Origin of the sequence: Xanthomarina sp. F1114 (genome assembly GCF_026410255.1) — a bacterium.
In the GTDB taxonomy this organism is placed as follows: domain Bacteria; phylum Bacteroidota; class Bacteroidia; order Flavobacteriales; family Flavobacteriaceae; genus Xanthomarina.
The window spans coordinates 279,057-305,028 of sequence record NZ_JAPMLL010000001.1; the positions used below are offsets into that span (position 1 = coordinate 279,057).

The following is a 25,972-nucleotide window of genomic DNA, read 5'->3' on the forward strand; positions in this document are numbered from 1 at the left end:
AAGTAAGAAAAAACGGTATTTGGGACACCTAAAAAGAATTGAATGAACCCTCCAAATAAGAAACAGGCACATACAATAAAAATAAACACATAAAAGTAAAGCTTACTTATTCTAATCATTATCTTTTAAATTTCTTTGAATCTCTAGTTGCCTTAATAATTACCTTGAATTTCCAAAAATTTTTGGAATAAAGAAGCATAATGAAAAACAATGCAATTAAATAAGCGAATTTATTACAAAAATATATGAGTCTATTGGTTATAAAGTTTTTTTCAAAATACACATTATTTCTAACGGAATAATAAATTGCATTTTTTGAATCTGTAGAAAAATATCTTGTATGTAATATAGTTTTTGGTTTTTTTAAATGAAAGGAGGTTTCTAAGTCTTCTAATTCACTTGCCAGAATCAAAATTATTTTTCCATTATTCTGTGTAATTCTATAAGAGAATTCGTGATCATCTGCATACAAAAAGAAACTTTCGTCTGGCAACCCTATTTGATTTATTAATTTACTACTAAAAAACATTCCGCCATATGGCGCAACAGCAACCTCTCCAGATTCTACTGTTACCTGTTTTTCTAATTTAGTTTTCTTTAATTTATCTAAAATATTGAACCCTAAAAAGGAATTTTTAGTTCCTAACATTAAATACGGGTTTTTTCTTTCAATAGAGTCCTTATATACTTTTCTTTGTGGTCTGTAAGACAATAAAGAAAGTGGTTTAATAGTACTATAATTAGACCATGATTTTAGTAGTAATTTTAATGCCTTGCTTTTTGGTAAGTTATCATCGTCCAAAAGCCAAATAAAATCTATATCTTCTTGTAAAACTCTTAATATTCCCTCTTTAAAACCTTTAGCAGATCCTGAATTATAGCCTAAATCATGTACTATAAGTTTTGTTTTATTTTCTTCCTCTAACTTATTTAAACAAGTTTTACTTTCTTGTTCAATACCATTACAAACTACTACAATATTTACAACATTGGGGTGTTTTACTGCAGATTCAATTAATTTTGAAAAATACGCACTTCTATTACCGTATGTAACTGTAACAATTCCTACTCGTTCTTGTACCATGACGATAAATCTAGGTTTATTAAACTTTCTAAGGTTTTTATATCATCTAAAAACACAGATTTAGTAAGTTTTTCTTTAAGCTCTAAATTTGTATTATAACTTATTTTCTTTTTATTTAAACTATCAATTTTATCAATTATATTTTTACGCAATTGCGGAGAAGGAATAATTTTCTTACCCATTTTTCTAACAATATTAGGCCTGTTTACAAAGTCTCTTACCAATTTACTTTTAGGAGTTGAAGCTACATTGCTCTGTATGCTTAAATCGTAATTAAACGGCTCTAAACCTAAAAACTCGTTTACCTTAGTTATAGTTTCTTGTTTTCTACCAATAAAATCTTCTTCAAAACGTATAAATAAAAAATTTGATGAGTTGAAATATTTAAAATAATTATTTATTTGGTTACTATATAAACTTCTAGTTTTATAACTAAAATATAATTTCCCGAAATTATCCTTTATACGAGTTTCTTCTTTTTCAATAGCTTCTTCAAAGTCTAATTCTTCAAAACCTCTTCGTTTGCTCATTAAATATTGAGAATAAGCTCTGTTATAGGGGTTTCTTAAAATGACAATAAATTTTATATCAGCTCCAAAATGTTTAAATATTCGTTCGGGGGCTTTATCTGAACATAGATATTCAGGGTCGATTTCGCCTATAATTTCTTTTTTATTTAACCCTTCATTAAACATTTTAAAATAATCATCTAAATTCCCTGTATACAACTCATCATGTGAGAAAAAATGAGTTTCCTTATTTACAGGAAGTCCTATATTTGGGTTTTGTAACAAAATGTCATGTAATGATGTTGTTCCAGACTTTTGAGCCCCTATACAGAAAAACGTTTTTTTATTATTAATCATTTTGACTCAATATAAAATTATAATTAGATTTATTTTGTGCAGCATTATAACTAAAAAAAGCTTCATATTAACTACCTTTTCCTATTAATAATAGAGTGAAATGGATTAAAGTATGTGACTATTCCTAATTTTCTTTTTACAAAAATAGCAGAGCTAAGGTTAAGTACTATAATGCTAGTTGCTGTAGCTATTGCTGCTCCTAGAATACCATATAATGGAATCAAGATGAAATTTAATGTAATATTTAAAATAGCGGTATAAATAGTAAAATTTCTTAACTTTTTATGGTTTCCTGTCATATTCATAACTTGGCCTGAACTACCCGATATGGCATTAAATAATTGCGATATCATTACAATTATTAAAGCAACTCCCCCGACAATAAAATCTTCTCCAAAAATAGATAGTACAAATTTATTGGCGAAAATAATAACTAATACCAAAGGTACAGTAACTATAAAAATTAATTTTGTAGATTTTGTTATTAGCTCTCTCATTTTACTAAATTCAGAATTACTGTATAACTCAGATATTTTTGGAGCTAAAACCAAATTAATTGATGTAATAGCTATAATGGCTATTCTTGCTATTCTTATAACCACATTATAAATTCCTACATCTGCTTTATCATTATAATACCCCAACATTAAGGTGTCTGTCCACCCCATAATAAAAATGAATGAACTGGTAGCTAGCATTGGAAAAGAATAATGCATGAGTTGTCTAGCCGAATATGTTTTTAATCTTAATTGAGCATTTTTATCTTTTTTTAACCAAAAAAGGCTAAAAATAAAAGCAATAACTACACCAAAAGCATACGCGACAATTACAGCACTATCTTCAACAATTTTATAATAATAAAAGGCTATAAGTAGTACAACAGAGGCGACTAAAAAAGGGATAATATGAGATAAGAAACCAAACCTAATAATTTCGTTTTTACCTCTTAAAGTTTCATAATTTAAACGTAATAAAATTAAAGGCGTTAATATTATTGCGCAAATAACAAAGTACTTATTTAGGCTGTCATCTTTATAAAAACTAGAAAGAAATTCCGATAGGGAATACAGTATAAAACTACCAACAAGTGCCGAAATAAAGATTAACCTTAGAGAAGTTTTTCTAAAGTGAAATTTACTGTTTATAGTTTGGTCTGAAACAATTTTAATAGTGGCATCGGGAATACCTAAAGCAAATACCAAAGCAAAAATATTTAATACTGTAAATGCAATGGAAAAACGACCATAAGCTTCGGCTCCAAAATACCTTGAAACTATAACAATAAAGACATAACTTAATACTAAGCCTAGTATTTTTAATATGAAGGAGAGTATTGTTTTTTTTGCAAATTCTCCTTTAGAAATATCTATGATTTTTTGAAACAAGTTCATTTTCATTTTTTACAGAGTAATAAACTCATCAAAATAGTTTATTATCCTTTTTCTAATTGTAATTTTTTTATCTAAAACCTTACTAAATTTATTCTAGTAATGCTTTTGTATACAGACTAATAAGTATGGATTTACCACACCCATAAATTACTTATAATACTGTAATATTGGATAAGAGGTTTTAATTTCTTTATAATAGAGTTATTTACAACGTTTTTATTTAACCTTAAATAAGCATAAAGGGTATGAGTCTTCTATTTTTATTAGTATTTTTCTTCTTTTTTTCTAACAAGAAATTGTTTTAACTCTACCTATTAAAATTCTAGTTCTATTTTTTTAATTAAAACTGGTTTAGCCAATAAAAATGGATCGTATTTATTATCTACAATTTTTCTTGTATACCCACCATTAATTTTTTGTAAATACTTATTTGGTTGAAAAAAGCTATCCATAGTAGCATCATCAATATCTATAGTAAATTGATTTAATTGAAGCCTAACAGATTTAATTTCAACATTGCTCTCATGTTTATTACTGTTATCTCCTAAATCAATTCTAAATTTGTAAGGTAAACTATATTCAGGTAGCTTAAATTCTATTGTTTGAAAATTGTTATTTGCTTGTACATAAACTGCTATTCTGTCTTCCGAATTAAACGATCTATCAATAGAGTCATCAACATAGTATAATTCAAATTTATCATCTTCTAATACTTTTACAGACATGGTTACTGTTAGTATATTATCTTCTTTTAATACAACTTCCTTATTGCTATTTTCTGTTTGCTTAGTTTTTTGTTCTTCGTTAATATTTTGGTTTTTATCATTCTTACACGACACGGCTAACATAACTAAAATTGCCAAAATTAATTTTTTCATTGCTTCTAAATTACTTATATACCACAAACGTAGTAAATTGATTATAGTTATAATTACAAGTTGAAAAATATTAATTTATTTCAACGAACTTATTGGTCTTTTTTACTAAAATTTCTTCCTCATTTTTAAGAATCATACATAAATTATAAGTACCTTTTTCTAATAAATTGCTGTTAATTTTAATTTGAAAACCTGAAATATCATAAAACCCATCCTCTTTTTTAAAATATTTGGTAACATCCTTTCTATCTTTTGACTTATACTCTGAAAAGCTACTTATGTAAATAAAGTTTTTGTTTTTGACTAAACCTATAAACATTTCGTAAGGTTTTGACTTAACATCCTTAATAGCCATCCAACCACTAGCTACAACAGGAGATTTTCCTTGTGGAATAACATATTTTAACTCCTTTGTTCCATTTATTCTTTCTAGATTACCAATTATACGACTATTATTGATTGTAGAATCCTTCTTTATATTATTATACAAGTAGTATTCTGGAGAGTTTTGTGTTTTCGACTCAAAAGCACTTGTTTTTTCAATAACATCTACTAGATAATTACTAACAACAATAGCTCCTTTGTAATTTAAGTGCTGATTAAACCCTACCGGATCATTAGAAAAATAAGTCCGATCTAAATTTGGATATACATTATTTAAATCAATATATGTGACATTTGAGTTATTATCAGAAAATTTTTTTAGAGGAATATCAAGAGACTTATAGTCAATTTTGTCTCTATAATCTTTATAAAAAGGTATTGTTAATAGTATAATTTTCTTTGTTCCTTTTTCAATAGCTAAATCTACAATCTGTTGTAAGGCGTTCCTTTCTTCTGGGTGAATAACGTATTTATTAAGGTCAAATTTATCTTTAGTTTTATATTTTTTTGCTGAATTTAAACTTAAAACGGTTGTTCCTTTTTGACGTACTTGTTTCTTATTAGAATAAAGTCTTTCTTTAATTTTATCCACATCAGTCCATCTTTCATGTTTTTTTATAACGGGAAACATATTTTCAATTAAACTTCCCTTAAAAAAAGCTTGGGATTCCTCTATTTTTACCTGTCCTATTTTTTTTCCTTCAAAGGATAAGTAACGCTTCATATAATCGTTAATAGTAGGATCTTGATCAATAAACGCCTCCATTGTCAATCTCTCGTAAAACAAGAAGTTTTCAATAATTAAAACTTCAGGTGTTTGATATTTATAAGCTTCTAAAGCACAATAGTAAGTTTGATAAATATTTTGTCCTCTGGTTGCTAAAGAAACTATATTTGAATGAAGCTTTGCACTCATCGCTTCTTGATCTAAGCCAGCATTAGCGTGCGAATTACCTAAAATTAAAACGTCAACGCTGTTTTGATCTTGTTTATAGAAATCATCCCATACAGAAGTTTCAGATTCAGTAAATAAGGGTTCTAACAATGTTATTGCTAAAAACATTAGTACTAAAAAACCCAATCCTTTTAATATAATTTTTCCTAGATCTTTAAACATTTATACTAAAATTGAAAATAAATAAACTCTGAAGCTATGGTATCGCCATATACTCCAAAAAGTGTAATAAAAAGCCCAATACAAACATAGACTGCCCATCTAAACGGAAGAGCTTGTTGGTTTAAAATTTTAAAAAGACTTTGCTTTCTATGAAATCTTTCAATAAAAACCAATCCTAAAATGGTTAACATCAATAATGTGAATTCGTTTTCTTTTAATCCAATTAAATACAGTTGATCTCCAAATAACTCATAAAAGTTATTATTAAAAAACCCAGATACTATAAGTTGGGCGTCGGCAAAAGTATTAGCTCTAAAAAACACCCAAGCAAAACACACAATTGTAAACGTAATAAAAATAAAAACTAGTTTATTAGATAGGTTGGCCTTATTCATATTCAATTTTTGAAAAAGAATATCCTTAGGTTTTGAGGTTGCCTTTTCTAAAACAATTATTAGTCCATGTATTGCTCCCCAAATTACAAATGTCATTGCCGCACCATGCCATAATCCACTTACTAAAAAGACTATAAATAAATTAGCGTAAGTTCTATATTTTCCATTTCTACTTCCTCCTAAAGGAATATAAACATAATCTCTAAACCAAGTGGATAATGATATATGCCAGCGCCTCCAGAACTCTGTTATAGATTTAGACAAATAAGGGCTATCAAAGTTTTTCATCAAATCGAAGCCCATAGTTCTTGCGGCACCAATAGCAATATCTGAGTATCCTGAAAAATCACAATAAATTTGAAACGCAAACAAAACTGTGGCTATAATTGTCTCTACACCTTCATAGTTTCCAGGGTTGTTATAAACCTCATTCACATAAAGTGCAGCTCTATCTGCTATTACCATTTTTTTAAACAAACCAAAAGCCATTAGTAACAAACCGGACTTTACTTGGTTATAATTAAACTTATATGTTTTATAAAATTGAGGTAATAAATGAGAAGCTCGTTCAATAGGTCCTGCTACTAACTGTGGAAAAAATGCAACAAAAGCAAAAAAAGCAATAGGGTCTTTTGTTGGCTTTAATTGTTTTCTATAGATATCTATTGTATAACTTAAAGTTTGAAAAGTATAAAAACTGATACCTACTGGAAGAATAATATTTAAAGTTGATACTTCAAGAGTTTTACCAAATAATTTAAAAGAGTCTACAAAGGTGTCTATAAAAAAGTTGGTGTACTTAAAGTAAAAAAGAAAACCAAGGTTGACCAATAAACTAAGATATAAGAACATTTTTCGTTTCTTAGAATCTTCTGTTTTATCTAATTGTTGACCTACATAAAAATCAACTAAGGAACTGATTACAATTAAAATTAAGAAGCGCCAATCCCACCAACCATAAAACACATAGCTGGAGACTAGAATAAGAATATTTCTTAAATATAGTTTTTGAGATACTAACCAATAGAGAACAAATACAATAGGAAAAAATACTGCAAAATCTAAAGAATTAAATAGCATTAAATTAAAAAAATAGATTAAACAATCATTCCTGCCGCTACTGTTTCATTGGTGGAATCATCAACTAAAATAATGCTTCCAGTTGTTCTGTTCTCTCTATAAGAATCGACCATAAGAGGTTTAGTGGTTCTTATTTTTACTTTAGAAATATCGTTCATTTCAAGTTCAGAGTCGCCTGTAATACGATCTAAAGTAGTAATATCGTATTTATAAATAACTTCTTTAATCATGGCTGTCTGAACATTAGACGTATGTCTAATAGAGTATTTAGCACGCGGTTTTGCCGGACTATTATTTAGCCAACATAACATGACCTCTATGTCTTGAGATGCTTCTGGTTTGTTGTTTGAACGCACAATCATATCTCCCCGACTAATGTCTATATCGTCTTCTAAAGTTACCGAAACTGACATGGGCGCATAAGCTTCATCTAACTCCTTATCATGCAGATTAATACCCTTTATTTTAGATGTAAATCCAGATGGCATAATAGTCACTTCATCGCCTTTTCTTAAAATACCACTTGCTAAACGACCGGCATAGCCTCTATAATCTATATAACCTTCGCGCTGTGGTCTTAAAACGGTTTGAACTGGAAAACGCGTATCTATTTTATTAATATCGCTCCCAATATGTATGGTTTCTAATGTATGTAACATTGGAGCTCCCTGATACCAAGGCATATTCTCTGATCTGTTTACTACATTATCTCCTAATAAAGCTGACATGGGTATAAAACGTACGTCTGTAACTAATAATTTAGAAGCTATTTCTTCAAATTCTTTAACAATTTTGTTGTAAACGTCTTCCGAAAAATCTACTAAATCCATTTTATTAATACAGACAATAATATGTGGAATATGTAGTAAGGATGCAATAAAAGCATGGCGTTTAGTTTGCTCAATAACCCCATGTCTGGCATCTATTAAAATAGTTGCTACATTGGCTGTTGATGCACCTGTAACCATATTTCTAGTATATTGAATATGGCCCGGAGTATCGGCAATTATAAATTTACGTTTTGGAGTTGTAAAATATCTATACGCCACATCAATGGTAATACCTTGCTCGCGTTCGTCACGCAACCCATCGGTAAATAAAGCTAAATCGACCCCATCATAACCTTTCTTCTTACTTGTGTTTTCAATGGATTGTAATTGATCTTCAAAAATAGATTTTGAATCGTATAATAAACGCCCAATTAAGGTGCTTTTTCCATCATCTACACTTCCTGCAGTTGTAAAACGTAATAACTGATTATTGTCTATCATAATGTCACTAATTTATGCGAATTAGCCGTGAAAATTTAGCAGTTAATTCTTATAATTATTTTGAATTTTTTAAAAGAAACCGGAATACTATTAAAAATAGCCTTGACGTTTTCTGTCTTCCATAGCAGATTCTGAACGCTTATCGTCACTTCTGTTTCCCCGTTCCGTATTACGCATGCCGGCAACTTCAATAACAATTTTTTCTAAGGTATCTGCTTCAGATTCATCGCCTCCTGTAATGGTAATATCACCTAAAGTTCTAAAACGAATTTTTTTAATTACAACTTCCTCATGATCTTCCAAAATTAAGAACTCGGAGTTTGGTATCCATGTATCTTCTCGTCTAACTACTTCACGCTCATGAGCAAAGTATAAAGAAGGAATAGCTATGTTTTCGCGTTTAATATAGTTCCATACGTCCATTTCCGTCCAATTACTAATTGGAAAAGCTCTAAAATGTTCTCCTTGAAAATGTTTTCCGTTAAATAAATTCCATAGTTCTGGGCGTTGATTTTTAGGATCCCATTGTCCAAAATCATCTCTATGTGAGAAGAAACGTTCTTTGGCACGTGCTTTTTCTTCGTCACGGCGTCCTCCTCCAATAGCACAGTCAATTTTATTGGCTTCTATAGCGTCTAGTAATGTGGTTGTTTGTAAGGCATTTCGTGTGGCACTTTTACCTCTTTCTTCTGCTACACGACCTTCGTCAATAGATTCTTGAACAGAGCCTACAATTAATTGTACGCCTAACTCTTTTATAATATCATCTCTAAACTGAATGGTTTCAGGAAAGTTATGTCCTGTATCCACATGCATTAGTGGAAATGGAATTTTTGCTGGATAGAAAGCTTTCTTTGCTAAATGTGTAAGCAAAATAGAGTCTTTACCACCAGAAAATAAAATAACTGGGTTTTCAAATTGTGCCCAAACTTCACGTAAGACAAAAATAGCCTCACTTTCTAACTCGTCTAAATAATTTAAATAATACTTACTCATAACTCCAGTTTTATTTTTGGTTTTATGTAATCTATAATTCGCTGAGCAGCTTCTTCAACTGTTTCGTTTTCTGTTTTTATTTCAAGATCAGGATTATTTGGGGCTTCGTAAGGTGCCGAAATGCCCGTCATGTTCTTTATTTCACCAGCTCTTGCCTTTTTATATAAACCTTTTACATCTCGTCGTTCACACTCCTCCAAACTTGTATTTATATAAATCTCAACAAAGTTAACATCTTTAACGACACTTTTAATGTTCTCACGGTCTTTTTTGTAAGGAGATACAAAGGCTGCTAGCACAACAATTCCGGCGTCTATCATCAAATTGGCTGTTTCTGCAATTCTTCTAATATTTTCAGTGCGATCTTCTGGCGAAAAACTTAAATCGCTATTAATTCCCTTTCTAATATTATCGCCATCTAAACTATAAGTATGAAAACCTAAACTAAATAGTTTTTGCTCTACAATGTTTGCAATAGTAGATTTTCCAGATCCAGATAATCCTGTAAACCACAACAAAAGTGATTTATGTTTGTATAATTTATTCCTATCTTCTTTAGAAACTTGATAAGAATGGGCTGTAATATGCTTACTCATTATTTAACTGTTTTTTCGATCTTCTATTCCGTAATTTACTTTGTACCAAACTCTTTCATGTAAATAATACAACAGCATTTTGGTTAAAATTTCGGCAAATCCTATTTTTAAGCCCGTTAATGGGTTTCCAGATATAAACCAAGCAATTAACATGGTATCCATGGTTCCAACTAAACGCCAAGTGATGGTTTTTCCTAAATGACGTTTTCTGCTTTCTAGCTTTTCGCCATTTTTAGATAAATTAATCTTAAACCAAGCACGCTCATGAAGATAATAAAGAGCCATTTTAGTTACTACTTCCGACATGCCTATTTTTAAACCTATAAATGGATCTCCAGAAATAAACCAAGACAGAATAATGGTATCTATTGTACCAACCAGACGCCAAGTAATGGTTTTTGCAATATGTCTTTTATAGGATACATCTGCCATCTATTTACTGACTAAAAAGTAACTATTTAATAAGTTTTCTTTATTATAAACTAAAGGCTTATTGGTTTCTTTAGAAATAACTTCAATATTAACTGCATTACAAATAGCCTGACCTGCTGCTGTGTCCCATTCCATTGTTGGAGCAAAGCGCGGATATACATCGGCATTTCCTTCTGCTACTAAGCAAAATTTTAAGGAGCTGCCTTTAGAAACTATTTTAACCTCTTTTCCTTCAGCTTTTAAGCTATCTACAAAATCTAAGGTGTCTTGATTCATGTGAGAACGACTTCCTACTACCTCTATTGTTTTAGAATTGCCATTTTTTGGTTGAAGCGGTTTTGATACTTCTAAAACCTTTTCTATGGTTATATTGTGAGAGTCTAATTCGCCTTTAAAAGCGCTATTCTTTTCCACATCTGCAAAGTAAATGGTTTTTGTAGCTGGCACATAAATAACTCCTAAAACAGGCTTACCATTTGTAATTAGAGCGATATTAACCGTAAATTCGCCATTGCGTTTTATAAATTCTTTGGTACCATCAACCGGGTCTACTACCCAACAGGTTTCCCAGTTTTTTCTAATAGCATAATCTGTTTGTTTATTTTCTTCAGAAATTATAGGAATTTCTGTTGGAAGTAGAAATGAGTTAATAATATCGTTTGCATTTTTATCGGCTTCCGTTAACGGCGAGTTATCGTCTTTCATCTCTACATCAAAAGCCGTATCGTAAACTTCCATTATTACTTTTCCAGCCTTTAAGGAAGCTTCTATAGCGGTATATAAATTTTTATCTATCATAATTTAATATGGCTTTTCTTAAACTGTCTCTCCAATAAGGAATTTCTATTTTTAATGTGTTTTTTATTTTAGACTTATCTAATACACTAAACTGCGGTCTTTTTGCCGGGGTTGGATACTGAGTCGTTTTAATTGGCAACAGCTTGATTTTAGAATCAATTTCTTCAAAAATAGCTTTAGCAAAATCGTACCAACTTGCAACGCCTTCGTTACTATAATGATAGATTCCGTATTGATTGTTGTTTGTTACAATTAACTGTAAAATTACTGAGGCTAAATCGGTTGCATAAGTAGGAGTTCCAATTTGATCTGTAACAACACTTAATTGTTCCTTTTCTGAAGATAATCGAATCATGGTTTTCATAAAATTATTACCATGTTCGGAATATAGCCAGGATGTTCTTAGAATGAAATACTTAGAAAGATGATTTTGAATTTGAGCCTCTCCTAGATGTTTTGTTTCTCCATAAACACTTATAGGATTAGGAATATCTTCTTCTTTGTAAAAACCAGTTTGCTTACCACTAAAAACAAAATCTGTAGAAATATGAATTAAAGTAGCCTGATTATTTTGACATACAACCGCTAGATTTTTTGCGCCAAGCTCATTAATTTCTGATGCCTTTAATTGATTGTTTTCAGCTAAATCTACGGCTGTATATGCGGCGCAATTAATACAGTAATCAATGGGAGTGGTTTTAAAAAAGACTTCAATAGCATGTAAGTCTGTAATATCTAGTTCTTGATAATCTGAATAAATAATTTTTAAATCGTTATTTTTATTCTCTAGATCTTTAATACATTTTGCTAATTGTCCATTTCCACCTGTAACTAATACATTAATCATAGTTTTGCATCTACAAATTTAGGTAATACTACATCTTTTTCAGAAACTATAAGACTTTCCTCGGGTAATTGCCAGTCTATATTTAAAGTTGGATCATTATAGATAATACCTCCTTCAGAGTCTTTATTATAATAATTATCGCATTTATAAGAGAAGATTGCAGTGTCGCTCAAAACTACAAATCCATGAGCAAAACCTCTAGGTACAAAAAGTTGTTTTTTGTTATCTTCTGATAATTCTACGGTAATATGCTGACCATAAGTGGGGGAGTTTTTTCTAATATCCACAGCAACATCTAGTACAATTCCTTTAATAACTCTTACAAGTTTTGCTTGAGCGTGAATACCTGTTTGATAATGCAACCCTCTTAAAACACCTTTTGTTGAATAAGACTCGTTATCCTGAACAAAATTTATATTTGTGTTTGTCTCTTTATTAAATTGATTTTGGTTGAATGATTCAAAAAAATACCCTCTTTTATCCTGAAATATTTTAGGCTCTACAATAAAACAGCTTTGTAGCTTTGTTTCTAATACAGTCATTATTTTTTATTTAATAAACCTAATAGGTTTTTACCATAGCCACTTTTCAATAAGGGCTCTGCCAAGTCTCTAAATACACTTTCTGAAATATAACCCATTTCGAAAGCAGCAGCTTCTATGGAGCCAATTTTTAAGCCTTGTCTTTCTTCTAAAACCTCAACAAATTGAGAGGCTTGCATAAGCGATTGGAAGGTTCCAGTATCCAGCCATGCTGTTCCTCTGTCTAAAATACTAACACTAAGTTTACCTTGGTTTAGATATTCTCTATTAACATCTGTAATTTCAAGTTCGCCTCTATGACTAGGTTTAATATTTTTAGCAATATCTACAACGGAATTATCATAAAAATAAATGCCTGGAACGGCATAATTAGATTTAGGAGTTTCTGGTTTTTCTTCAATAGAAATAGCCTGCCCTATATTATTAAACTCTACAACTCCATATCTTTCTGGGTCGTGAACACGATATGCATAAATAATTCCGCCATCGGGATTATTATTACTCTGTAGTAATTTAGCCAAACCGGTTCCATAAAAAATATTATCACCAAGAATTAAAGCCACTTTATCGTTTCCTATAAACTCTTCGCCTATAATAAAGGCTTCAGCTAAGCCATTTGGAGCTTCTTGAACAGCATATTCAAAACGACAGCCATATTTTTCGCCAGTTCCTAAAAGATCTTTAAACAGAGGTAAGTCTTTTGGGGTGGAAATAATTAAAATCTCATTGATTCCTGCATACATCAAGGTAGATAACGGATAATAAATCATAGGTTTATCGTAAATAGGCATTAATTGCTTACTTACAGATAATGTTAATGGATGTAATCTTGTTCCAGATCCTCCAGCGAGTATTATTCCTTTCATTGAGATATTCTTTTTTTATAATTGTTTTTTAAAACAAGTATAAAGATTTAATCATATTGATTTTCGTAGTAAGATTGATACACTCCACTTGTTACATTTTGCAACCAATCTGTATTATTTAAATACCAAGAAATTGTTTTCTTTAAACCTTGTTCGAAGGTCACTGAGGGCTCCCAGCCTAATTCGTTTTTAATTTTCGACGCGTCTATAGCATAACGTAAGTCGTGTCCTGGTCTGTCTTTTACGTAGGTGATTAACTTTTTAGAAGTTCCTTTTTCCCTATCTAAAGCTACATCCATCTGATCGCATAATAAAGTGACTAAGTCAATATTTTTCCACTCGTTAAAACCTCCTATATTATAGGTTTCACCAAGAACTCCTTTATGAAAAACACTATCTATAGCTATAGCATGATCTATAACATAAAGCCAATCTCTTGTGTAATTACCATCTCCATAAACAGGGAGGGATTTTTTATTAATTATATTATTAATAAATAAAGGTATTAGTTTTTCTGGAAATTGATTGGGACCATAATTATTGGAGCAATTAGATATAACATAAGGAATGCCATAGGTTTCACCATAAGCTCTAACAAAATGGTCTGAACTAGCTTTTGAAGCAGAATAAGGTGAATTTGGATCGTATGATGTAGTCTCCGTAAATAAGCCCGTATCTCCTAAGCTACCATAAACCTCATCTGTACTAATATGGTAAAACAGCTTATTTTTATAGTTATCCTTCCAGGTATTTTTAAAAGCATTTAATAAATTCATAGTTCCAATAACATTTGTCTTAACAAAAGCTAAAGGATCTGTTATTGATCTATCTACATGAGATTCTGCTGCTAAATGAATAACAGCTTCAAACTGGTGTGTTTTAAAAAGAGAATTAATTAAAGATTCGTCTGTAATATCTGCTTTTAAAAAGCTGTAATTGCTTTTGTTTTCGATGTCTTTTAGGTTTTCTAAATTTCCAGCATAGGTCAAACTATCTAAGTTAAAAACATGATATTCGGGGTATGTATTGACAAATAGTCTCACTACATGAGATCCAATAAACCCAGCTCCCCCTGTTATTAATATGTTTTTCTTAGGCCTCATAATTGGATATAAATTTTATTAAATTTCTAATCAAAAAAGCAGCACATAAAAGTACAAAAGCTGCTAAAGGAAAAATTAAAATATACATATTCCAAATAGATGTGTATTTTGCTCCAGTATCTTGAAAGCTAGAAAGTGTATCAAAGTAAACATCTTCTTCCACTTTTTGGGCATCTAATTCACTTAACGCCTTTTTCAACTCCATACTTTCCTTAAGTAAGTCGTATTCTCTAGTTTTAGTTCTTTCTTGAATAAAAGTCATACCGTCTTTGGTGGTATAGGCTCCTTGCTTAGAATTAGCCTCGTCTCCCATAAGATTGATATATACTTTCTGTAAGGAGTCTACTTGTTTAATAGAAGACGTTATTCGATGTCTTTCAATTGCTATTAAAGAGTCTCTTTTCTCTCTCTTTTTTACAGAATAAGTATTTGTAAAAGTATTATTTAAACCTTCTTCTAAAGATCTAAAAATATCTTTTTTATGAGAGAAAACCTCTATTTCAAAAACATCTCCAGAAAATATACTTCTATTTTCTACAAATTCCTCAAAAGAAATATTTTGAGCTCTTGTACTATCTATACTCTTTAAAAACTGATCGTATTGAATTATTTTATCATTTTCATTTTCCGGACCTGAATTAATATCAAAACTTATAATCTTCTTAGCCTCATCTTCATCGATATTAAAAATATCTGTTAATTGCCCATAGTCCCGTTCATTAATTAAAGCATTGTAATACTTAATATTGGTAACTAATTGATATTTAGAATCAAAATAAGGTTGAACTAACATTTGAGATGTATATACATCGTCTTGTGTTCTTTGATAAATAAAGCCCAAAATTGCAGAAACAAGCATAATTAAAACAATTAACTTAAAGTTTCTAACAAAAGGTTTCAAGGCATATATAAAAAATGAAAATATACCTTTTAAGATGTTTAGGAAGAAATTAATTACTCTATTGATACTTTTTCCAAAGTAATCGAAGAGAATCAAGATATCCACTTCTTCATTATTTTTGTTTTGTTCTGGTAAATTGTTACTCATTATTGAGGATAGGTGTTAATTAAAGATTTGTTGCAAAATTTTTCTAGTTATTAAATATGTAGGTTTAACTCCTGTGGTTCCTAAACCACCAGAAGCTAAGGTGCTTCCAGTTTCTAATGGATTATCACTTGCGTAATAAGCATATCTAACTTTTACATTTGGATTGATGCTTCTTCTTACTTTTGATGCTGCTTGAATGGCCTTTTGGTAATGCGCTCCTTCCATTTCTAATCCAATAACATTCCATGTGGAATTGAAAAAGAATTTTAAGATTTCTTTATTCTGTAAAGAGGTTCCTAAAACCGTAATCATAGTACCTTCGTAAACAGCAACATCATGACCTTCTAAGTCCTTTTTGCTCAATTCGTTTTTAAATGGATAATTATCTGCTGTCCCCTCAAAAATATGAGCTGAAGGAATCATAATATCTCCTTTTCCACCTTCTAAAATACCAGCTTTTCCCATAATTGAAATGGAATCCACATTTAAGTGGGTTTTCTTACCGTTAAAATGTATGGGCTTTAATAATTCGTCTATGGTTTCATAGGCTTGTTCTCCAAAGGCATAATCCATTACAAAAATCACAGGTTTTTCGGCTTTTTTAAAGTCTTCACTCACTTCAATATCTAAAGTTGAAAAATCTATTTTTGCTGTGTCAAATATTTGAACATCTATATTAGTTCCAGAGCTATCTGGAATATATATCATACCTTTCTGCAACGCTTCTTTGGTTACTTTATTGCGTAAATCTTGATTGTTTTTATCGCTTATGGCTTCGTAAAGCTCAAAAACACTTTTCTTTTTTGCAAAGGTCTTTAAAGCATTTGGCGCAAAAAGTGAATTCATAACACTGTGCATATTTGCACTAATTATATGAATTGGTCTTTCTAATAAATCGTTTTTATAAAGAATTTCTTTTATATTATTAGACCAAATTTCTCCATGAATATGGTGACCTAAACGCTCACGTAACACAGGACTAAAAGTAACTGTACGTTTGTTGTTGTTTATAATTTCTTCTATGGCCAATTTTCCCAACCAATAAACTATATGTAATAATCTTTCTGGTTGCGTATCTAATGCAAATTGATCGTAAACAATAAGTATTTCGTTAAAAGTTCTACCTAGAATATTAGCAGTATGCGAAATAGCTACTTCTCTTTCTTCTTGCGTTAGTTTCTTTTTAGATAAAACAGCTTTCTCAAGTTTTTTCCAATCTCTAGTTGTATTCCCAGTTTCGTCTATTAAAACACGTTTACTAATTTTATGCGACTCAATAAACACAAAGGTAAGATGGGTAAGAATATCGTAAATTTCAGAGCGACCACGAGTAATTTCAATATTCATTTGCTCGGCATCAATACGATAACAATTTCGTCTTCTTTTTGGTGGAATTATTGGTTGAAAATGAGAATTAGCGTAACCTTCATCGCTGGTTAAGTTTATAAAAGTACATTCTTCAATGCCTTTTGGCAATCTATCTACTACATACAGTAAACCTTCTAATTCGGCTTTTTCCTCACCAATAGAACCATAAATTTCTGGTTTTAATTGCAGTAAGGATTCACGAAGAGTTTCTCCCGAAACGCCCATGGGCTTGTAGAAGCCTCTATTAAAAAGATGCCTCATAGTAATATACATTCTCTCTATGGCATTTGAGCTTTCTTGTGCTCTCGTTCTATCATGATGGGATATTTTATTACTCATAAATTTATTTTAGCTAACAAATATAGTATTATTTAATCAAATTTTGGGTTTCTAAAACCTCTGCAATTTTTCTATCGTTGGAAAGTCTCGCAATTTTATTTTGTCCTCCTAGTTTTCCAATTTTTTTCATGTATTCCTGAAAACCATGTTTCTTGACTTCGGCTATTTTTAAAGGCTGAAGAACTTTTCCGCTAATTAAATCGAAATAATAACTGTTCTGCTTTTGTAAAGAATCGTCTATAATTTTTGAAAACACATCTATATTAGTAGGAGATTTTTCAAACTCTATAAACCATTCGTGATATGGCAATCCTTGTTTGGGAGTAATTTGTGGTGCAACGGTAAATTCGGTAATTTCGGCATCTGTCTGTTTTACAGCTTCTTGCAGAGCTTGCTCTACCTCTTTTCCAATAACATGCTCTCCAAAAGCCGAAATAAAATGTTTTATTCTTCCAGAAACAATAATTCTATAGGGTTTTAAAGAGGTAAACTCTACAGTATCTCCAACATTATAAGCCCAAAGCCCTGCTGTTGTAGAAACAATTAGTACGTAATTAACACCAAGTTCGACCTCTCCAATAGTAAGTCGGTTTGGTTTTTCTGTAAAAAATTCATCAGCTTTTACAAATTCATAAAAAATACCAGAATTAAGCTGAAGCAACATACCTGTTTCATTTTGTTTATCCTGAAAGGCAAAAAAACCTTCACTAGCAGGATACAACTCAATACTATCTATTTTTCTTCCAATTAATTTTTCAAATTTTGCTCGGTAAGGTTCGTAATTAACGCCACCAAAAATAAATAGATCGAAATTTTTAAAGACTTCTCCTATTTCTTTTCCAGTTTTTTCTTGAATTTTTTCAAAATACATTTGAACCCAAGAGGGAATTCCAGAGATGACTGTCATATTTTCTGGTAAAGTTTCGTCTACTATAGCATTTACTTTTGTTTCCCAATCTTCAATACAATTAATTTCCCATGAGGGCATTCTGTTTTTTTGAAGATATTTAGGCACAAAATGGGCTACAATTCCTGAAAGTCTACCAAACTGAATTCCATTTTTTTTCTCTAGAATAGGACTTCCTTGTAGAAAAATCATCTTTCCATCTACAAATTTGCTGTTTCCTGTTTCTGCTATATACATTAAAATGGCATTCCTTGCAGCATCAATATGGGTGGGCATACTTTCCTTAGTAATAGGAATGTATTTTGCTCCAGAAGTGGTTCCTGAAGTTTTTGCAATATAAAGCGGTTTTCCTTTCCAAAGAATATCTTTTTCACCCGCAACCATACGTTCTATATACAGTTTCAAGTCTTCGTAATCTCTTATTGGGACCTGTTTTACAAAATCTGCATGTGTATTAATACTTTTAAAATTATGGTCTTTTCCAAATTGGGTAATAGCAGCTGTACTTATTAAATCTTGAAATACCTGCTCTTGAGTTTCAACAGGATTATCCGCCCATTTTAAAATGGATTTAGAAACGTATTTCGCAAAAGGTTTAGCAAGTGCTGCTTTAAGTGAAAACATTAATTAAAATCTATAAAATTAGTTGGATTTATTGGATAACCATCTTTCCAAAGTTCAAAATGCAAATGTGGTCCTGAGGAGAGTTCGCCAGTATCCCCGGACATGGCAATAACCTCTCCAGCCTTTACCAACTCGCCTTGAGATTTAGTTAAAGATGCATTGTGTTTATAAACCGAAAGTAAACCATCACTATGTTCAATAATGATAACATTTCCAGTTTCTACCGTCCATTCTGCAAAAATAATAGTTCCATCGGCTGTTGCTTTTATAGGCGTATTACTTTCTACAATTATATCTACTGCGTAATGTTTATCTTCAAAATTATAAGATTCAGAAATAGCACCAGTTACTGGAGGAAATAGTACGAAGTTAATTTTTGAAGTAGCCGTTTCAAATAAATTATATTTATCTTCTTTTGCTATTTTTTCTCTTAAAAGCGAATCTTCTCTTGAAGGTCTTAAATCTACTTCAGTAACATTCAATCTAGCTTCCTCCAAAATAGAATCTCTGTTAAAATCTACCGAACTAATTTCGCCTTGAAGCACTTTTTTTATGGAGGCAAAATACCTTTCATTTACAGCTATTAATTGTTGTAAAGAATCTGTTTTATAAGTGAGTTCTACAGCTTGTTTTTTCAAGGCAGTAGATGAATAGCCTGGAATATATTCGCGTAAAGACGTAAAAGCTATTAATAAAGTAGTTCCAGCAATTAACAAAATAGAAGACAACGTCATAACTACAAATACATTTAAACGCGTTAGTTTAAACGAAAGTCTTTCTTCGAAAGTATCTTCATTAAGTATTACCAAACGATACTTATGAAGTAGTTTCTTTTTAAATTTTTTGGATTTCTTTTTATTCTTTGCCATTCTGCAAACAAAATTAAATAAAAATATCTCAGTAGCCGAGGTGCAATATGCTAAAGTTCTTGTTAAAACGATATAATTAAACTTTAATTATTAACTTTGCGCTTTAAAATAAAACTATATGAGTTTATATATATTACCCCTAGCAATTGGACCATGGCAAATAGCACTTATTGTTGTTATTGTGTTATTATTATTTGGAGGAAAGAAAATTCCAGAATTAATGCGTGGTTTAGGTAGCGGAATTAAGGAATTTAAAGACGCTAGTAAAGAAGAAGAACAAGAAGGTAAAACGAAAGAGTCTAAAGAATAAGATTCTGTTGTAACACAAAAAAACCAGTATATGCCGTATACTGGTTTTTTTTGTGAGTTAAAGTAATTTAAATTTACTCTTTTATTTTAAGAGATCTTATTATTGCTTCCAATTCAAACATATAATCACGTTTTTCTACAGATGGAGCAAAAGCAAAGCCTTCTATTACCAACAATCTATTGTTTATTTTATCATCAATAAGATAATTAACAAATGGTCCTGACATAAAAGCATTTTTTACATCCCAAAGACCTTTAGTTTCTATTGCTGGTTTATTATCTATAGTAGTTTCAAAAACGGCTGGAGCATAAGCTTCTTCGGTTATCATAAAAGAGCCTTCGGTAGGACCTGGGATATGAGCTTTTCCAATAGAATCTCTAAGCTTAATAATTTGATCTACCAAGCTATCTTCTTTGTTGATATAATTATATGGCAATTCAAAAATCATTAAATTAGTAGTACCTGTTGTTATATCTTTTCTTATCCAGAAAAAATGATCTTCTTCTTTGGCAATTCTATAAGCTGAAGGAAACTTGATGTTTATTCCTAATTTATCTTCTATACTACTATTTGAATGAAGCGATAAAGAAATTCGTCTTTGTTTTTCTTTAATTTCTTCACTTTTTAATGCCGCTATTATTTTTTGAGCGTTAATTTCTATTTGCTCAATAATATCTTTATCAGTTTTTCCAGAAACTAAAACAACCTTTTGGGGTTCTGCATAAACATTTGACATTATTTTTACTGATGCTTCTCCTCCTTTTTCTACTTTAAAAACGGTTCTGTTTTTAGTAGCAAAGTCAGTAAAAACAACTGGAGGTATTTGACTCATTGTAAATAAAGGCTCATCTTGAGGAAGTCCGTCAACGGGTGCTGCCAGTGTATTTCTTATGGCTTCTCCTACATTACCTTCCCACAAATCATTTTCTATAACTACAGATAAGTTATTAATATTTCCGGAAGAATCTGATAGACTTTTTTGATTGGAACCTGCGTTATTTCCACAACTTAATACAAGTAAAAATGAAAATAATAAAAGTGTGTGTTTCATTAGATAAAAAGTTTTAATTCACGAACTAACAAGTAAGAACTTTACATAAAATATGTTCTGTAAAAACAACTATACTTACGTAATTCGTTATTTAATTGGTTTTAGTTAATAGCTTATCCTTTAGAAACTTTAAGTTTCATTCCAGGCTTTAAATTATTACCACTAATATCGTTCCAATCTCGAATATTTTGAACAGAAACTCCAGGAAATTTTTTTGAGATGCTCCAAAGCGAGTCTCCACTCTTTACTGTATATATCTTCTGACTTCCGGAAGTTGTTGTTTTTACAGGGGTTTTAGACTGCTGTGTAGCTACTGGATTTCTTGGGTAAATAGTTAAGCGTTGCCCAATTCTAATATTGTTACTTCTTAATCCATTCCATTGTTTTAATTGACTAACTCTAACACTATATTTTCTTGCTATAAACCCTAAATTATCTCCACTTTTTACGCGATAAGTAATTTTAGATTTTGCTTCAAAAAATTGTGGTAAGGGTTTTTCCCGTGTATCTAGCTCTGCTTTTGCAGATGCATAAATGGTAGACTCGTTTGCAACAAAAGTTCCAATAGCCGTTCTAGGAAGTCTGAGGTAATAATTCTTATTTTCAACAACTGGAATAATATCTAATTTATACGACGGATTTAAAAACTGTAATTCCTCGATAGGTAATTGTGTAGCTTCTGCAACTTGATCTAAAGTAATCATCTGTTTTACGCGAATAGTATCTGTTTCAATGCCATGAAACTTTGGTCTTTCTGAAACAAACCCATGTTCTTCAGCATATTCAAAAATATACATGGTTGCTAAAAATGCAGGCACATATCCGGCTGTTTCTCTTGGTAAATTATGTCTAATATTCCAATAGTTTTGATAACCTCCAGAACGTCTAATAGCTTTAGATACGTTTCCTGGACCTGAATTGTAAGCTGCTAAAGCCAAATCCCAATCGCCAAAAATTTCGTAAAGCCTAGATAAATAGACTGCTGCTGTGGTAGTAGATTTTATTGGGTCGCTACGCTCATCTACATAGCTACTAACTTCCAAGCCATATTGCTTTCCTGTGGCAAACATAAATTGCCACAATCCTGTTGCTCCAACCCTAGATTTTGCTCTTGGATTTAAAGCGGATTCTACTATGGCTAAATATTTCATCTCTAATGGAATATTATAAGCATCCATTTCGCGCTCAAACATTGGAAAGTAAAAGGCGCTTAAACCCATAATACGTTCAAAATATCCTCTTCGGTTTTTAAGAAAATTCTTAATAACGCTTTCTAAAGAGGCATTATATTCTACATTAAATGGGGTTCTAGCATTTAAACGAGAGAGTCTAGCCTTTAAGGTATCTGTTGTTAATTCTGGATATTCAACTTCCTTATAATCTAATTCTGATATGGCTTTATAAATAGTATCGTATAAGGTGTTGTTATATAGTTCGTCCAACCATTTTTTATCAAATTCAGAAGCTAATTCTAAATCTTTAAGTGAATCTAATTCAGATATTTTAAGAACCGGCTCTATTTTAGTTTTAGAGTGTTTTTTTCCATCAATAATGGTATCTATAACAACATTTTTTCCTTCAACTAAATCTGCTTCAGGGGACTTTTTATTACTTTGTTTTACTTCTAAAGAGTCTTGAGCATAAGACATACTTACGCTAAACAACAATAATAAACTACAGATTCTATTTAAATACATATTATTTCTTATTTGAATATGGTAAACGATTTAAAGGTAATTTTCGTGTTTAAGCACGACTAAAAAAACATATCATATTCTAATTTGGGACTTTCTAATTCTTTAATATGGCTGCAATTCCTGGAAGGGTTTTTCCCTCAAGACTCTCTAACATAGCGCCTCCGCCAGTACTAACATAACTTACTTTCTCTTCAAAACCAAATTGTTTTACAGCAGCAACAGAGTCGCCGCCACCTACTAAAGAAAAAGCACCATTTTCTGTAGCATCGGCAATGGCATAGCCCAAAGCAATAGTACCTTTTGCAAAATTTGGCATTTCAAAAACCCCTAATGGACCATTCCATAAAATAGTTTTCGACTTTAAGACAACTTGTGCAAACAGCTCTTCGGTATTTGGGCCTACATCCAGTCCCATCCAACCATCTGGAATATTATCTACTTCGCATGTATTGGTGTGAGCATCGTTACTAAAAGCATCTGCAATAACAGCGTCTACCGGTAAATGAACTTCTACATTCTTTGCTTTCGCTTTTTCCAAAATTTCCTTAGCTAACTCGAGTTTATCATCTTCTACTAAAGAGTTTCCAATTTTACCTCCTAGAGCCTTAACAAACGTAAAGGTCATTCCTCCTCCTATTATTAAATGATCTATTTTATCTAAAATATTATCAATTATAGTAATTTTAGAAGACACTTTAGCTCCCCCAAGAATGGCGCAAATCGGTCTTTCGCCAGTTTGCATTACTTTCTCAATATTTTTAATTTCCTGCTCTAACAAGTATCCAAAACATTTATTATCTGGAAAAAATTGTGCGATAACTGAAGTAGAGGCATGACTTCTATGTGCCGTTCCAAAAGCATCGTTTACATAAATATCGCCCAGGCTTGCCAATTCTTTAGCAAAAGCCTCATCTCCAGCTTTTTCTTCTTTATGAAAACGTAAATTCTCCAGTAATAAAATTTGACCTGGTTGTAGTTTATTAGCTGCATTACTTGCTGCTTCGCCCACACAATCTGAAGCAAAATGAACTTCCACTCCCAAAATATCCTCAACTGTATCTACAATATGCTTCAAAGAAAATTTGTCCTCATTCCCCTCTGGCCTGCCTAGATGCGACATTAGGATACAACTTCCTCCATCTTCCAATATTTTAATAATACTAGGTTTTGCAGATTTAATTCGGGTATTATCTGTTACTTTGAAATCACTATCTAATGGCACATTAAAGTCCACCCGAATTAGTGCTTTTTTATTTTCAAAATTAAAGTCGTTAAGTGTTTTCATAAGATTGTGTTTAATAAAGCAAATATAATTATTCATTTCAAAAAAAGACCTGAATTCTGTTATCTTTGCTTCATGCTATTTAGTGATATTTTAGGTCAAGAACATATAAAAAACCATTTAATCCAAAGTGCAGAGAACGGTCGTGTACCTCATGCCCAATTATTTGCTGGACCGGAAGGGTCAGGAACATTACCCATGGCTATCGCCTATGCCCAATATCTATTATGCAAAAATGTGGAAGGTGAGAATACAGGTGGAAATGAAGCTTGTAATATAAAATTTAAAGATTTCTCTCACCCCGATTTACATTTTGCTTTCCCAGTTGCTACTAACGACAAGGTAAAAAAACACCCGGTTTCTAACTTATTTTTAGAAGAATGGCGCGAATTACTGCATGAGCAACCTTATGGGAACTTATACGATTGGTATAAAAAGCTTGGTATAAACAATAAACAAGGACAAATTGGAGTTGATGAGGCCACAGAAGTTGTAAAGTCTTTGTCCTTGAAGGCATACGAAGGAGGCTATAAAATAATGATTATCTGGATGGCCGAAAAAATGAATAGTGCAGCTGCCAATAAACTACTAAAGCTAATTGAGGAACCATCAAATAAGACCATATTTATACTTATTACTGAAGATGAAGGACAAATTATAAACACCATTAGGTCCAGATGTCAGGTTTTACATTTTCCACCTTTAGCAGAAGTGGTAATTAAAGATGCTCTTATTAAAGAGTATAATCTGGAAGATACAGTTGCCACAAAAATTGCACTTCAAGCTAATGGAAATTATAATAAAGCTTGCGATTTAGTCTATCATGATAGTGAAGATACTCCTTTTGAATCTTGGTTTATTTTTTGGATTAGAAGTGCATTTAAAGCAAAAGGAAATAAAGCGGCTATCCACGATTTAATTTCCTGGAGTGAAGATATTTCAAAAACTGGTAGAGAAACTCAAAAACAGTTTTTACAGTTTTGTATAGTGTTTTTTAGACAAGCACTTTTACTAAATTACCAAGCAGACAGTTTGGTGTATATAGAAACCAAAACAGAGGGTTTTAAATTGAAAAACTTTGCTCCTTTTGTACATGGTAATAATATTTTAGAAATAACCCAAGAGCTTCAAGATGCTATTTACCATATTGAGCGCAATGGAAATTCAAAAATAATCTTAACCGATCTTTCTATAAAGTTAACACGATTACTGCATAAAAAGGACGAATAAAAAGCTTACAAACTATAAAAAAAACGCCAAACAAAAGTTTGGCGTTTTTTAATAATTTTATAAGATACTAAATGATTATTTTTTATAATCTGCATTTAAAGCGTCTAAGATAGTTTTAGTTAAATCGTTAGATTCTTTACCATACATAACACTTCCTGCGTCATTACTTCCAAAAATATATGTGTAACCGTTTTTCTCACCGTACTCTTTTACAAACTTTTTAACCTTAGTTAATAAAGAATCGATTTCGGCCTGACTTTGTTCTTGAATTTGTTGCTCTTCAGCCTGAATACGCTGTTGTAACATTTGTTGTTTCTGACCCAAAACTTGGTATTCCTGTTGCGCCTGAGCATCGGTCATTTTTTTAGCTTTTTCTTGAAAAGCTTGAGCTTCCACTTGAAAAGCTCTTCCAGTACTATCTGTTCTTTTTTGAAAAGCCTCAACTTTTGTTTTAAACTTAGCTTCAATATCAATTTTCTCTTGATATTTATTCACTAACTCTCCATTATCGACAAATCCCGTTTTTAAGGATGAATCGCATGAAACTAAAGTAACAATTGCCACAGCAATTAAAATTATGTTTTTCATTTTTTGTTTTTTT

The 25,972-nt window shown here is 31.2% G+C and carries 25 protein-coding genes; 2 read left to right on the plus strand and 23 right to left on the minus strand.

The features are described from left to right. Positions 1-118 precede the first annotated feature (118 nt). From OS188_RS01185 to OS188_RS01275, 19 genes are all read right to left on the minus strand, one after another. On the minus strand, positions 119-1,084 hold the full coding sequence (locus tag OS188_RS01185; RefSeq protein ID WP_267146977.1) for a glycosyltransferase: 966 nt from the start codon (positions 1,082-1,084) through the stop codon (positions 119-121). Then, complete coding sequence (locus OS188_RS01190) at positions 1,066-1,950, minus strand: sulfotransferase family protein (RefSeq protein ID WP_267146978.1); 885 nt, start codon at positions 1,948-1,950, stop codon at positions 1,066-1,068. The genes OS188_RS01185 and OS188_RS01190 overlap by 19 nt, the downstream gene beginning before the upstream one ends. A 71-nt stretch (positions 1,951-2,021) precedes the next feature. Continuing rightward, positions 2,022-3,341: a flippase gene (locus tag OS188_RS01195; protein WP_267146979.1), complete on the minus strand. Its 1,320-nt coding sequence runs from the start codon at positions 3,339-3,341 to the stop codon at positions 2,022-2,024. A 314-nt stretch (positions 3,342-3,655) separates the two neighbouring features. Next, positions 3,656-4,219, minus strand: a complete 564-nt coding sequence (locus tag OS188_RS01200) for a hypothetical protein (protein ID WP_267146980.1) — start codon at positions 4,217-4,219, stop codon at positions 3,656-3,658. Positions 4,220-4,289: 70 nt separating this feature from the next. Beyond that, positions 4,290-5,720 carry an SGNH/GDSL hydrolase family protein gene (locus tag OS188_RS01205; RefSeq protein WP_267146981.1) on the minus strand — a complete coding sequence of 477 codons (1,431 nt, stop codon included), beginning with the start codon at positions 5,718-5,720 and terminating at the stop codon, positions 4,290-4,292. Between the two features lie 5 nt (positions 5,721-5,725). Next, positions 5,726-7,195 carry an MBOAT family O-acyltransferase gene (locus tag OS188_RS01210; RefSeq protein ID WP_267146982.1) on the minus strand — a complete coding sequence of 490 codons (1,470 nt, stop codon included), beginning with the start codon at positions 7,193-7,195 and terminating at the stop codon, positions 5,726-5,728. A 17-nt stretch (positions 7,196-7,212) separates the two neighbouring features. Next, a complete protein-coding gene (gene cysN / locus OS188_RS01215; RefSeq protein WP_267147018.1) occupies positions 7,213-8,469 on the minus strand; it encodes a sulfate adenylyltransferase subunit CysN in 1,257 nt (418 codons plus the stop codon). A gap of 87 nt (positions 8,470-8,556) precedes the next feature. Then, complete coding sequence (gene cysD / locus OS188_RS01220) at positions 8,557-9,462, minus strand: sulfate adenylyltransferase subunit CysD (RefSeq protein WP_267146983.1); 906 nt, start codon at positions 9,460-9,462, stop codon at positions 8,557-8,559. Further along, the gene (gene cysC / locus OS188_RS01225; RefSeq protein WP_267146984.1) at positions 9,459-10,058 is read right to left on the minus strand and encodes an adenylyl-sulfate kinase; all 600 of its coding nucleotides are present in this window, start codon (positions 10,056-10,058) and stop codon (positions 9,459-9,461) included. Before cysC ends, cysD begins: the two co-directional genes overlap by 4 nt. A 3-nt stretch (positions 10,059-10,061) precedes the next feature. Continuing rightward, positions 10,062-10,490 (minus strand): DUF2061 domain-containing protein, encoded by a 429-nt coding sequence (locus tag OS188_RS01230; protein WP_267146985.1) that lies wholly within the window; start codon positions 10,488-10,490, stop codon positions 10,062-10,064. After that, a complete protein-coding gene (gene cysQ, locus OS188_RS01235; protein ID WP_416236485.1) occupies positions 10,491-11,285 on the minus strand; it encodes a 3'(2'),5'-bisphosphate nucleotidase CysQ in 795 nt (264 codons plus the stop codon). It lies immediately after the preceding gene. Then, a complete protein-coding gene (gene rfbD / locus OS188_RS01240) occupies positions 11,278-12,135 on the minus strand; it encodes a dTDP-4-dehydrorhamnose reductase (protein ID WP_267146987.1) in 858 nt (285 codons plus the stop codon). The genes cysQ and rfbD overlap by 8 nt, the downstream gene beginning before the upstream one ends. Next, positions 12,132-12,677, minus strand: coding sequence for a dTDP-4-dehydrorhamnose 3,5-epimerase (rfbC, locus tag OS188_RS01245; protein ID WP_267146988.1), 546 nt, complete (start codon positions 12,675-12,677; stop codon positions 12,132-12,134). Before rfbC ends, rfbD begins: the two co-directional genes overlap by 4 nt. Beyond that, entirely contained in the window at positions 12,677-13,543 is an 867-nt protein-coding gene (rfbA, locus tag OS188_RS01250; protein ID WP_267146989.1) for a glucose-1-phosphate thymidylyltransferase RfbA, read from the minus strand. Before rfbA ends, rfbC begins: the two co-directional genes overlap by 1 nt. Positions 13,544-13,590: 47 nt before the next feature. Continuing rightward, positions 13,591-14,646 (minus strand): dTDP-glucose 4,6-dehydratase, encoded by a 1,056-nt coding sequence (gene rfbB, locus OS188_RS01255; protein WP_267146990.1) that lies wholly within the window; start codon positions 14,644-14,646, stop codon positions 13,591-13,593. Further along, a complete protein-coding gene (locus OS188_RS01260; RefSeq protein WP_267146991.1) occupies positions 14,636-15,694 on the minus strand; it encodes a YveK family protein in 1,059 nt (352 codons plus the stop codon). Before OS188_RS01260 ends, rfbB begins: the two co-directional genes overlap by 11 nt. Positions 15,695-15,709: 15 nt before the next feature. Beyond that, positions 15,710-17,401 carry a DUF6909 family protein gene (locus OS188_RS01265; protein WP_267146992.1) on the minus strand — a complete coding sequence of 564 codons (1,692 nt, stop codon included), beginning with the start codon at positions 17,399-17,401 and terminating at the stop codon, positions 15,710-15,712. Positions 17,402-17,429: 28 nt separating this feature from the next. Continuing rightward, positions 17,430-18,932, minus strand: coding sequence for a GH3 auxin-responsive promoter family protein (locus OS188_RS01270; RefSeq protein ID WP_267146993.1), 1,503 nt, complete (start codon positions 18,930-18,932; stop codon positions 17,430-17,432). Beyond that, a complete protein-coding gene (locus OS188_RS01275; RefSeq protein ID WP_267146994.1) occupies positions 18,932-19,801 on the minus strand; it encodes a M23 family metallopeptidase in 870 nt (289 codons plus the stop codon). Before OS188_RS01275 ends, OS188_RS01270 begins: the two co-directional genes overlap by 1 nt. A 118-nt stretch (positions 19,802-19,919) precedes the next feature. Here OS188_RS01275 and OS188_RS01280 point away from each other — a divergent pair, with 118 nt between their 5' ends. Next, positions 19,920-20,111 carry a Sec-independent protein translocase subunit TatA/TatB gene (locus OS188_RS01280; protein WP_267146995.1) on the plus strand — a complete coding sequence of 64 codons (192 nt, stop codon included), beginning with the start codon at positions 19,920-19,922 and terminating at the stop codon, positions 20,109-20,111. 73 nt (positions 20,112-20,184) lie between these two features. Here the strand turns inward: OS188_RS01280 and OS188_RS01285 are convergent, their stop codons facing one another. From OS188_RS01285 to OS188_RS01295, 3 genes are all read right to left on the minus strand, one after another. Further along, a complete protein-coding gene (locus OS188_RS01285; RefSeq protein WP_267146996.1) occupies positions 20,185-21,162 on the minus strand; it encodes a DUF4837 family protein in 978 nt (325 codons plus the stop codon). A 113-nt stretch (positions 21,163-21,275) separates the two neighbouring features. Then, entirely contained in the window at positions 21,276-22,859 is a 1,584-nt protein-coding gene (locus OS188_RS01290; RefSeq protein ID WP_267146997.1) for a LysM peptidoglycan-binding domain-containing protein, read from the minus strand. A 94-nt stretch (positions 22,860-22,953) separates the two neighbouring features. Further along, positions 22,954-24,144, minus strand: a complete 1,191-nt coding sequence (locus OS188_RS01295) for a phosphoglycerate kinase (protein WP_267146998.1) — start codon at positions 24,142-24,144, stop codon at positions 22,954-22,956. 72 nt (positions 24,145-24,216) lie between these two features. Here OS188_RS01295 and OS188_RS01300 point away from each other — a divergent pair, with 72 nt between their 5' ends. After that, entirely contained in the window at positions 24,217-25,371 is a 1,155-nt protein-coding gene (locus OS188_RS01300; RefSeq protein ID WP_267146999.1) for a DNA polymerase III subunit, read from the plus strand. A gap of 75 nt (positions 25,372-25,446) precedes the next feature. On the opposite strand, the gene OS188_RS01305 is transcribed toward OS188_RS01300, so the two are convergent. Then, positions 25,447-25,959, minus strand: coding sequence for an OmpH/Skp family outer membrane protein (locus OS188_RS01305; protein WP_267147000.1), 513 nt, complete (start codon positions 25,957-25,959; stop codon positions 25,447-25,449). Positions 25,960-25,972: the final 13 nt, after the last annotated feature.

Bases quoted from the DNA above. Each gene is read 5' to 3' on its own strand.
- OS188_RS01185 (WP_267146977.1), bottom strand. From the start codon at position 1,084: ATGGTACAAGAACGAGTAGGAATTGTTACAGTTACATACGGTAATAGA.
- OS188_RS01190 (WP_267146978.1), bottom strand. From the start codon at position 1,950: ATGATTAATAATAAAAAAACGTTTTTCTGTATAGGGGCTCAAAAGTCT.
- OS188_RS01195 (WP_267146979.1), bottom strand. From the start codon at position 3,341: ATGAACTTGTTTCAAAAAATCATAGATATTTCTAAAGGAGAATTTGCA.
- OS188_RS01200 (WP_267146980.1), bottom strand. From the start codon at position 4,219: ATGAAAAAATTAATTTTGGCAATTTTAGTTATGTTAGCCGTGTCGTGT.
- OS188_RS01205 (WP_267146981.1), bottom strand. From the start codon at position 5,720: ATGTTTAAAGATCTAGGAAAAATTATATTAAAAGGATTGGGTTTTTTA.
- OS188_RS01210 (WP_267146982.1), bottom strand. From the start codon at position 7,195: ATGCTATTTAATTCTTTAGATTTTGCAGTATTTTTTCCTATTGTATTT.
- cysD (WP_267146983.1), bottom strand. From the start codon at position 9,462: ATGAGTAAGTATTATTTAAATTATTTAGACGAGTTAGAAAGTGAGGCT.
- cysC (WP_267146984.1), bottom strand. From the start codon at position 10,058: ATGAGTAAGCATATTACAGCCCATTCTTATCAAGTTTCTAAAGAAGAT.
- OS188_RS01230 (WP_267146985.1), bottom strand. From the start codon at position 10,490: ATGGCAGATGTATCCTATAAAAGACATATTGCAAAAACCATTACTTGG.
- rfbD (WP_267146987.1), bottom strand. From the start codon at position 12,135: ATGATTAATGTATTAGTTACAGGTGGAAATGGACAATTAGCAAAATGT.
- rfbC (WP_267146988.1), bottom strand. From the start codon at position 12,677: ATGACTGTATTAGAAACAAAGCTACAAAGCTGTTTTATTGTAGAGCCT.
- rfbA (WP_267146989.1), bottom strand. From the start codon at position 13,543: ATGAAAGGAATAATACTCGCTGGAGGATCTGGAACAAGATTACATCCA.
- rfbB (WP_267146990.1), bottom strand. From the start codon at position 14,646: ATGAGGCCTAAGAAAAACATATTAATAACAGGGGGAGCTGGGTTTATT.
- OS188_RS01260 (WP_267146991.1), bottom strand. From the start codon at position 15,694: ATGAGTAACAATTTACCAGAACAAAACAAAAATAATGAAGAAGTGGAT.
- OS188_RS01265 (WP_267146992.1), bottom strand. From the start codon at position 17,401: ATGAGTAATAAAATATCCCATCATGATAGAACGAGAGCACAAGAAAGC.
- OS188_RS01270 (WP_267146993.1), bottom strand. From the start codon at position 18,932: ATGTTTTCACTTAAAGCAGCACTTGCTAAACCTTTTGCGAAATACGTT.
- OS188_RS01275 (WP_267146994.1), bottom strand. From the start codon at position 19,801: ATGGCAAAGAATAAAAAGAAATCCAAAAAATTTAAAAAGAAACTACTT.
- OS188_RS01280 (WP_267146995.1), top strand. From the start codon at position 19,920: ATGAGTTTATATATATTACCCCTAGCAATTGGACCATGGCAAATAGCA.
- OS188_RS01285 (WP_267146996.1), bottom strand. From the start codon at position 21,162: ATGAAACACACACTTTTATTATTTTCATTTTTACTTGTATTAAGTTGT.
- OS188_RS01290 (WP_267146997.1), bottom strand. From the start codon at position 22,859: ATGTATTTAAATAGAATCTGTAGTTTATTATTGTTGTTTAGCGTAAGT.
- OS188_RS01295 (WP_267146998.1), bottom strand. From the start codon at position 24,144: ATGAAAACACTTAACGACTTTAATTTTGAAAATAAAAAAGCACTAATT.
- OS188_RS01300 (WP_267146999.1), top strand. From the start codon at position 24,217: ATGCTATTTAGTGATATTTTAGGTCAAGAACATATAAAAAACCATTTA.
- OS188_RS01305 (WP_267147000.1), bottom strand. From the start codon at position 25,959: ATGAAAAACATAATTTTAATTGCTGTGGCAATTGTTACTTTAGTTTCA.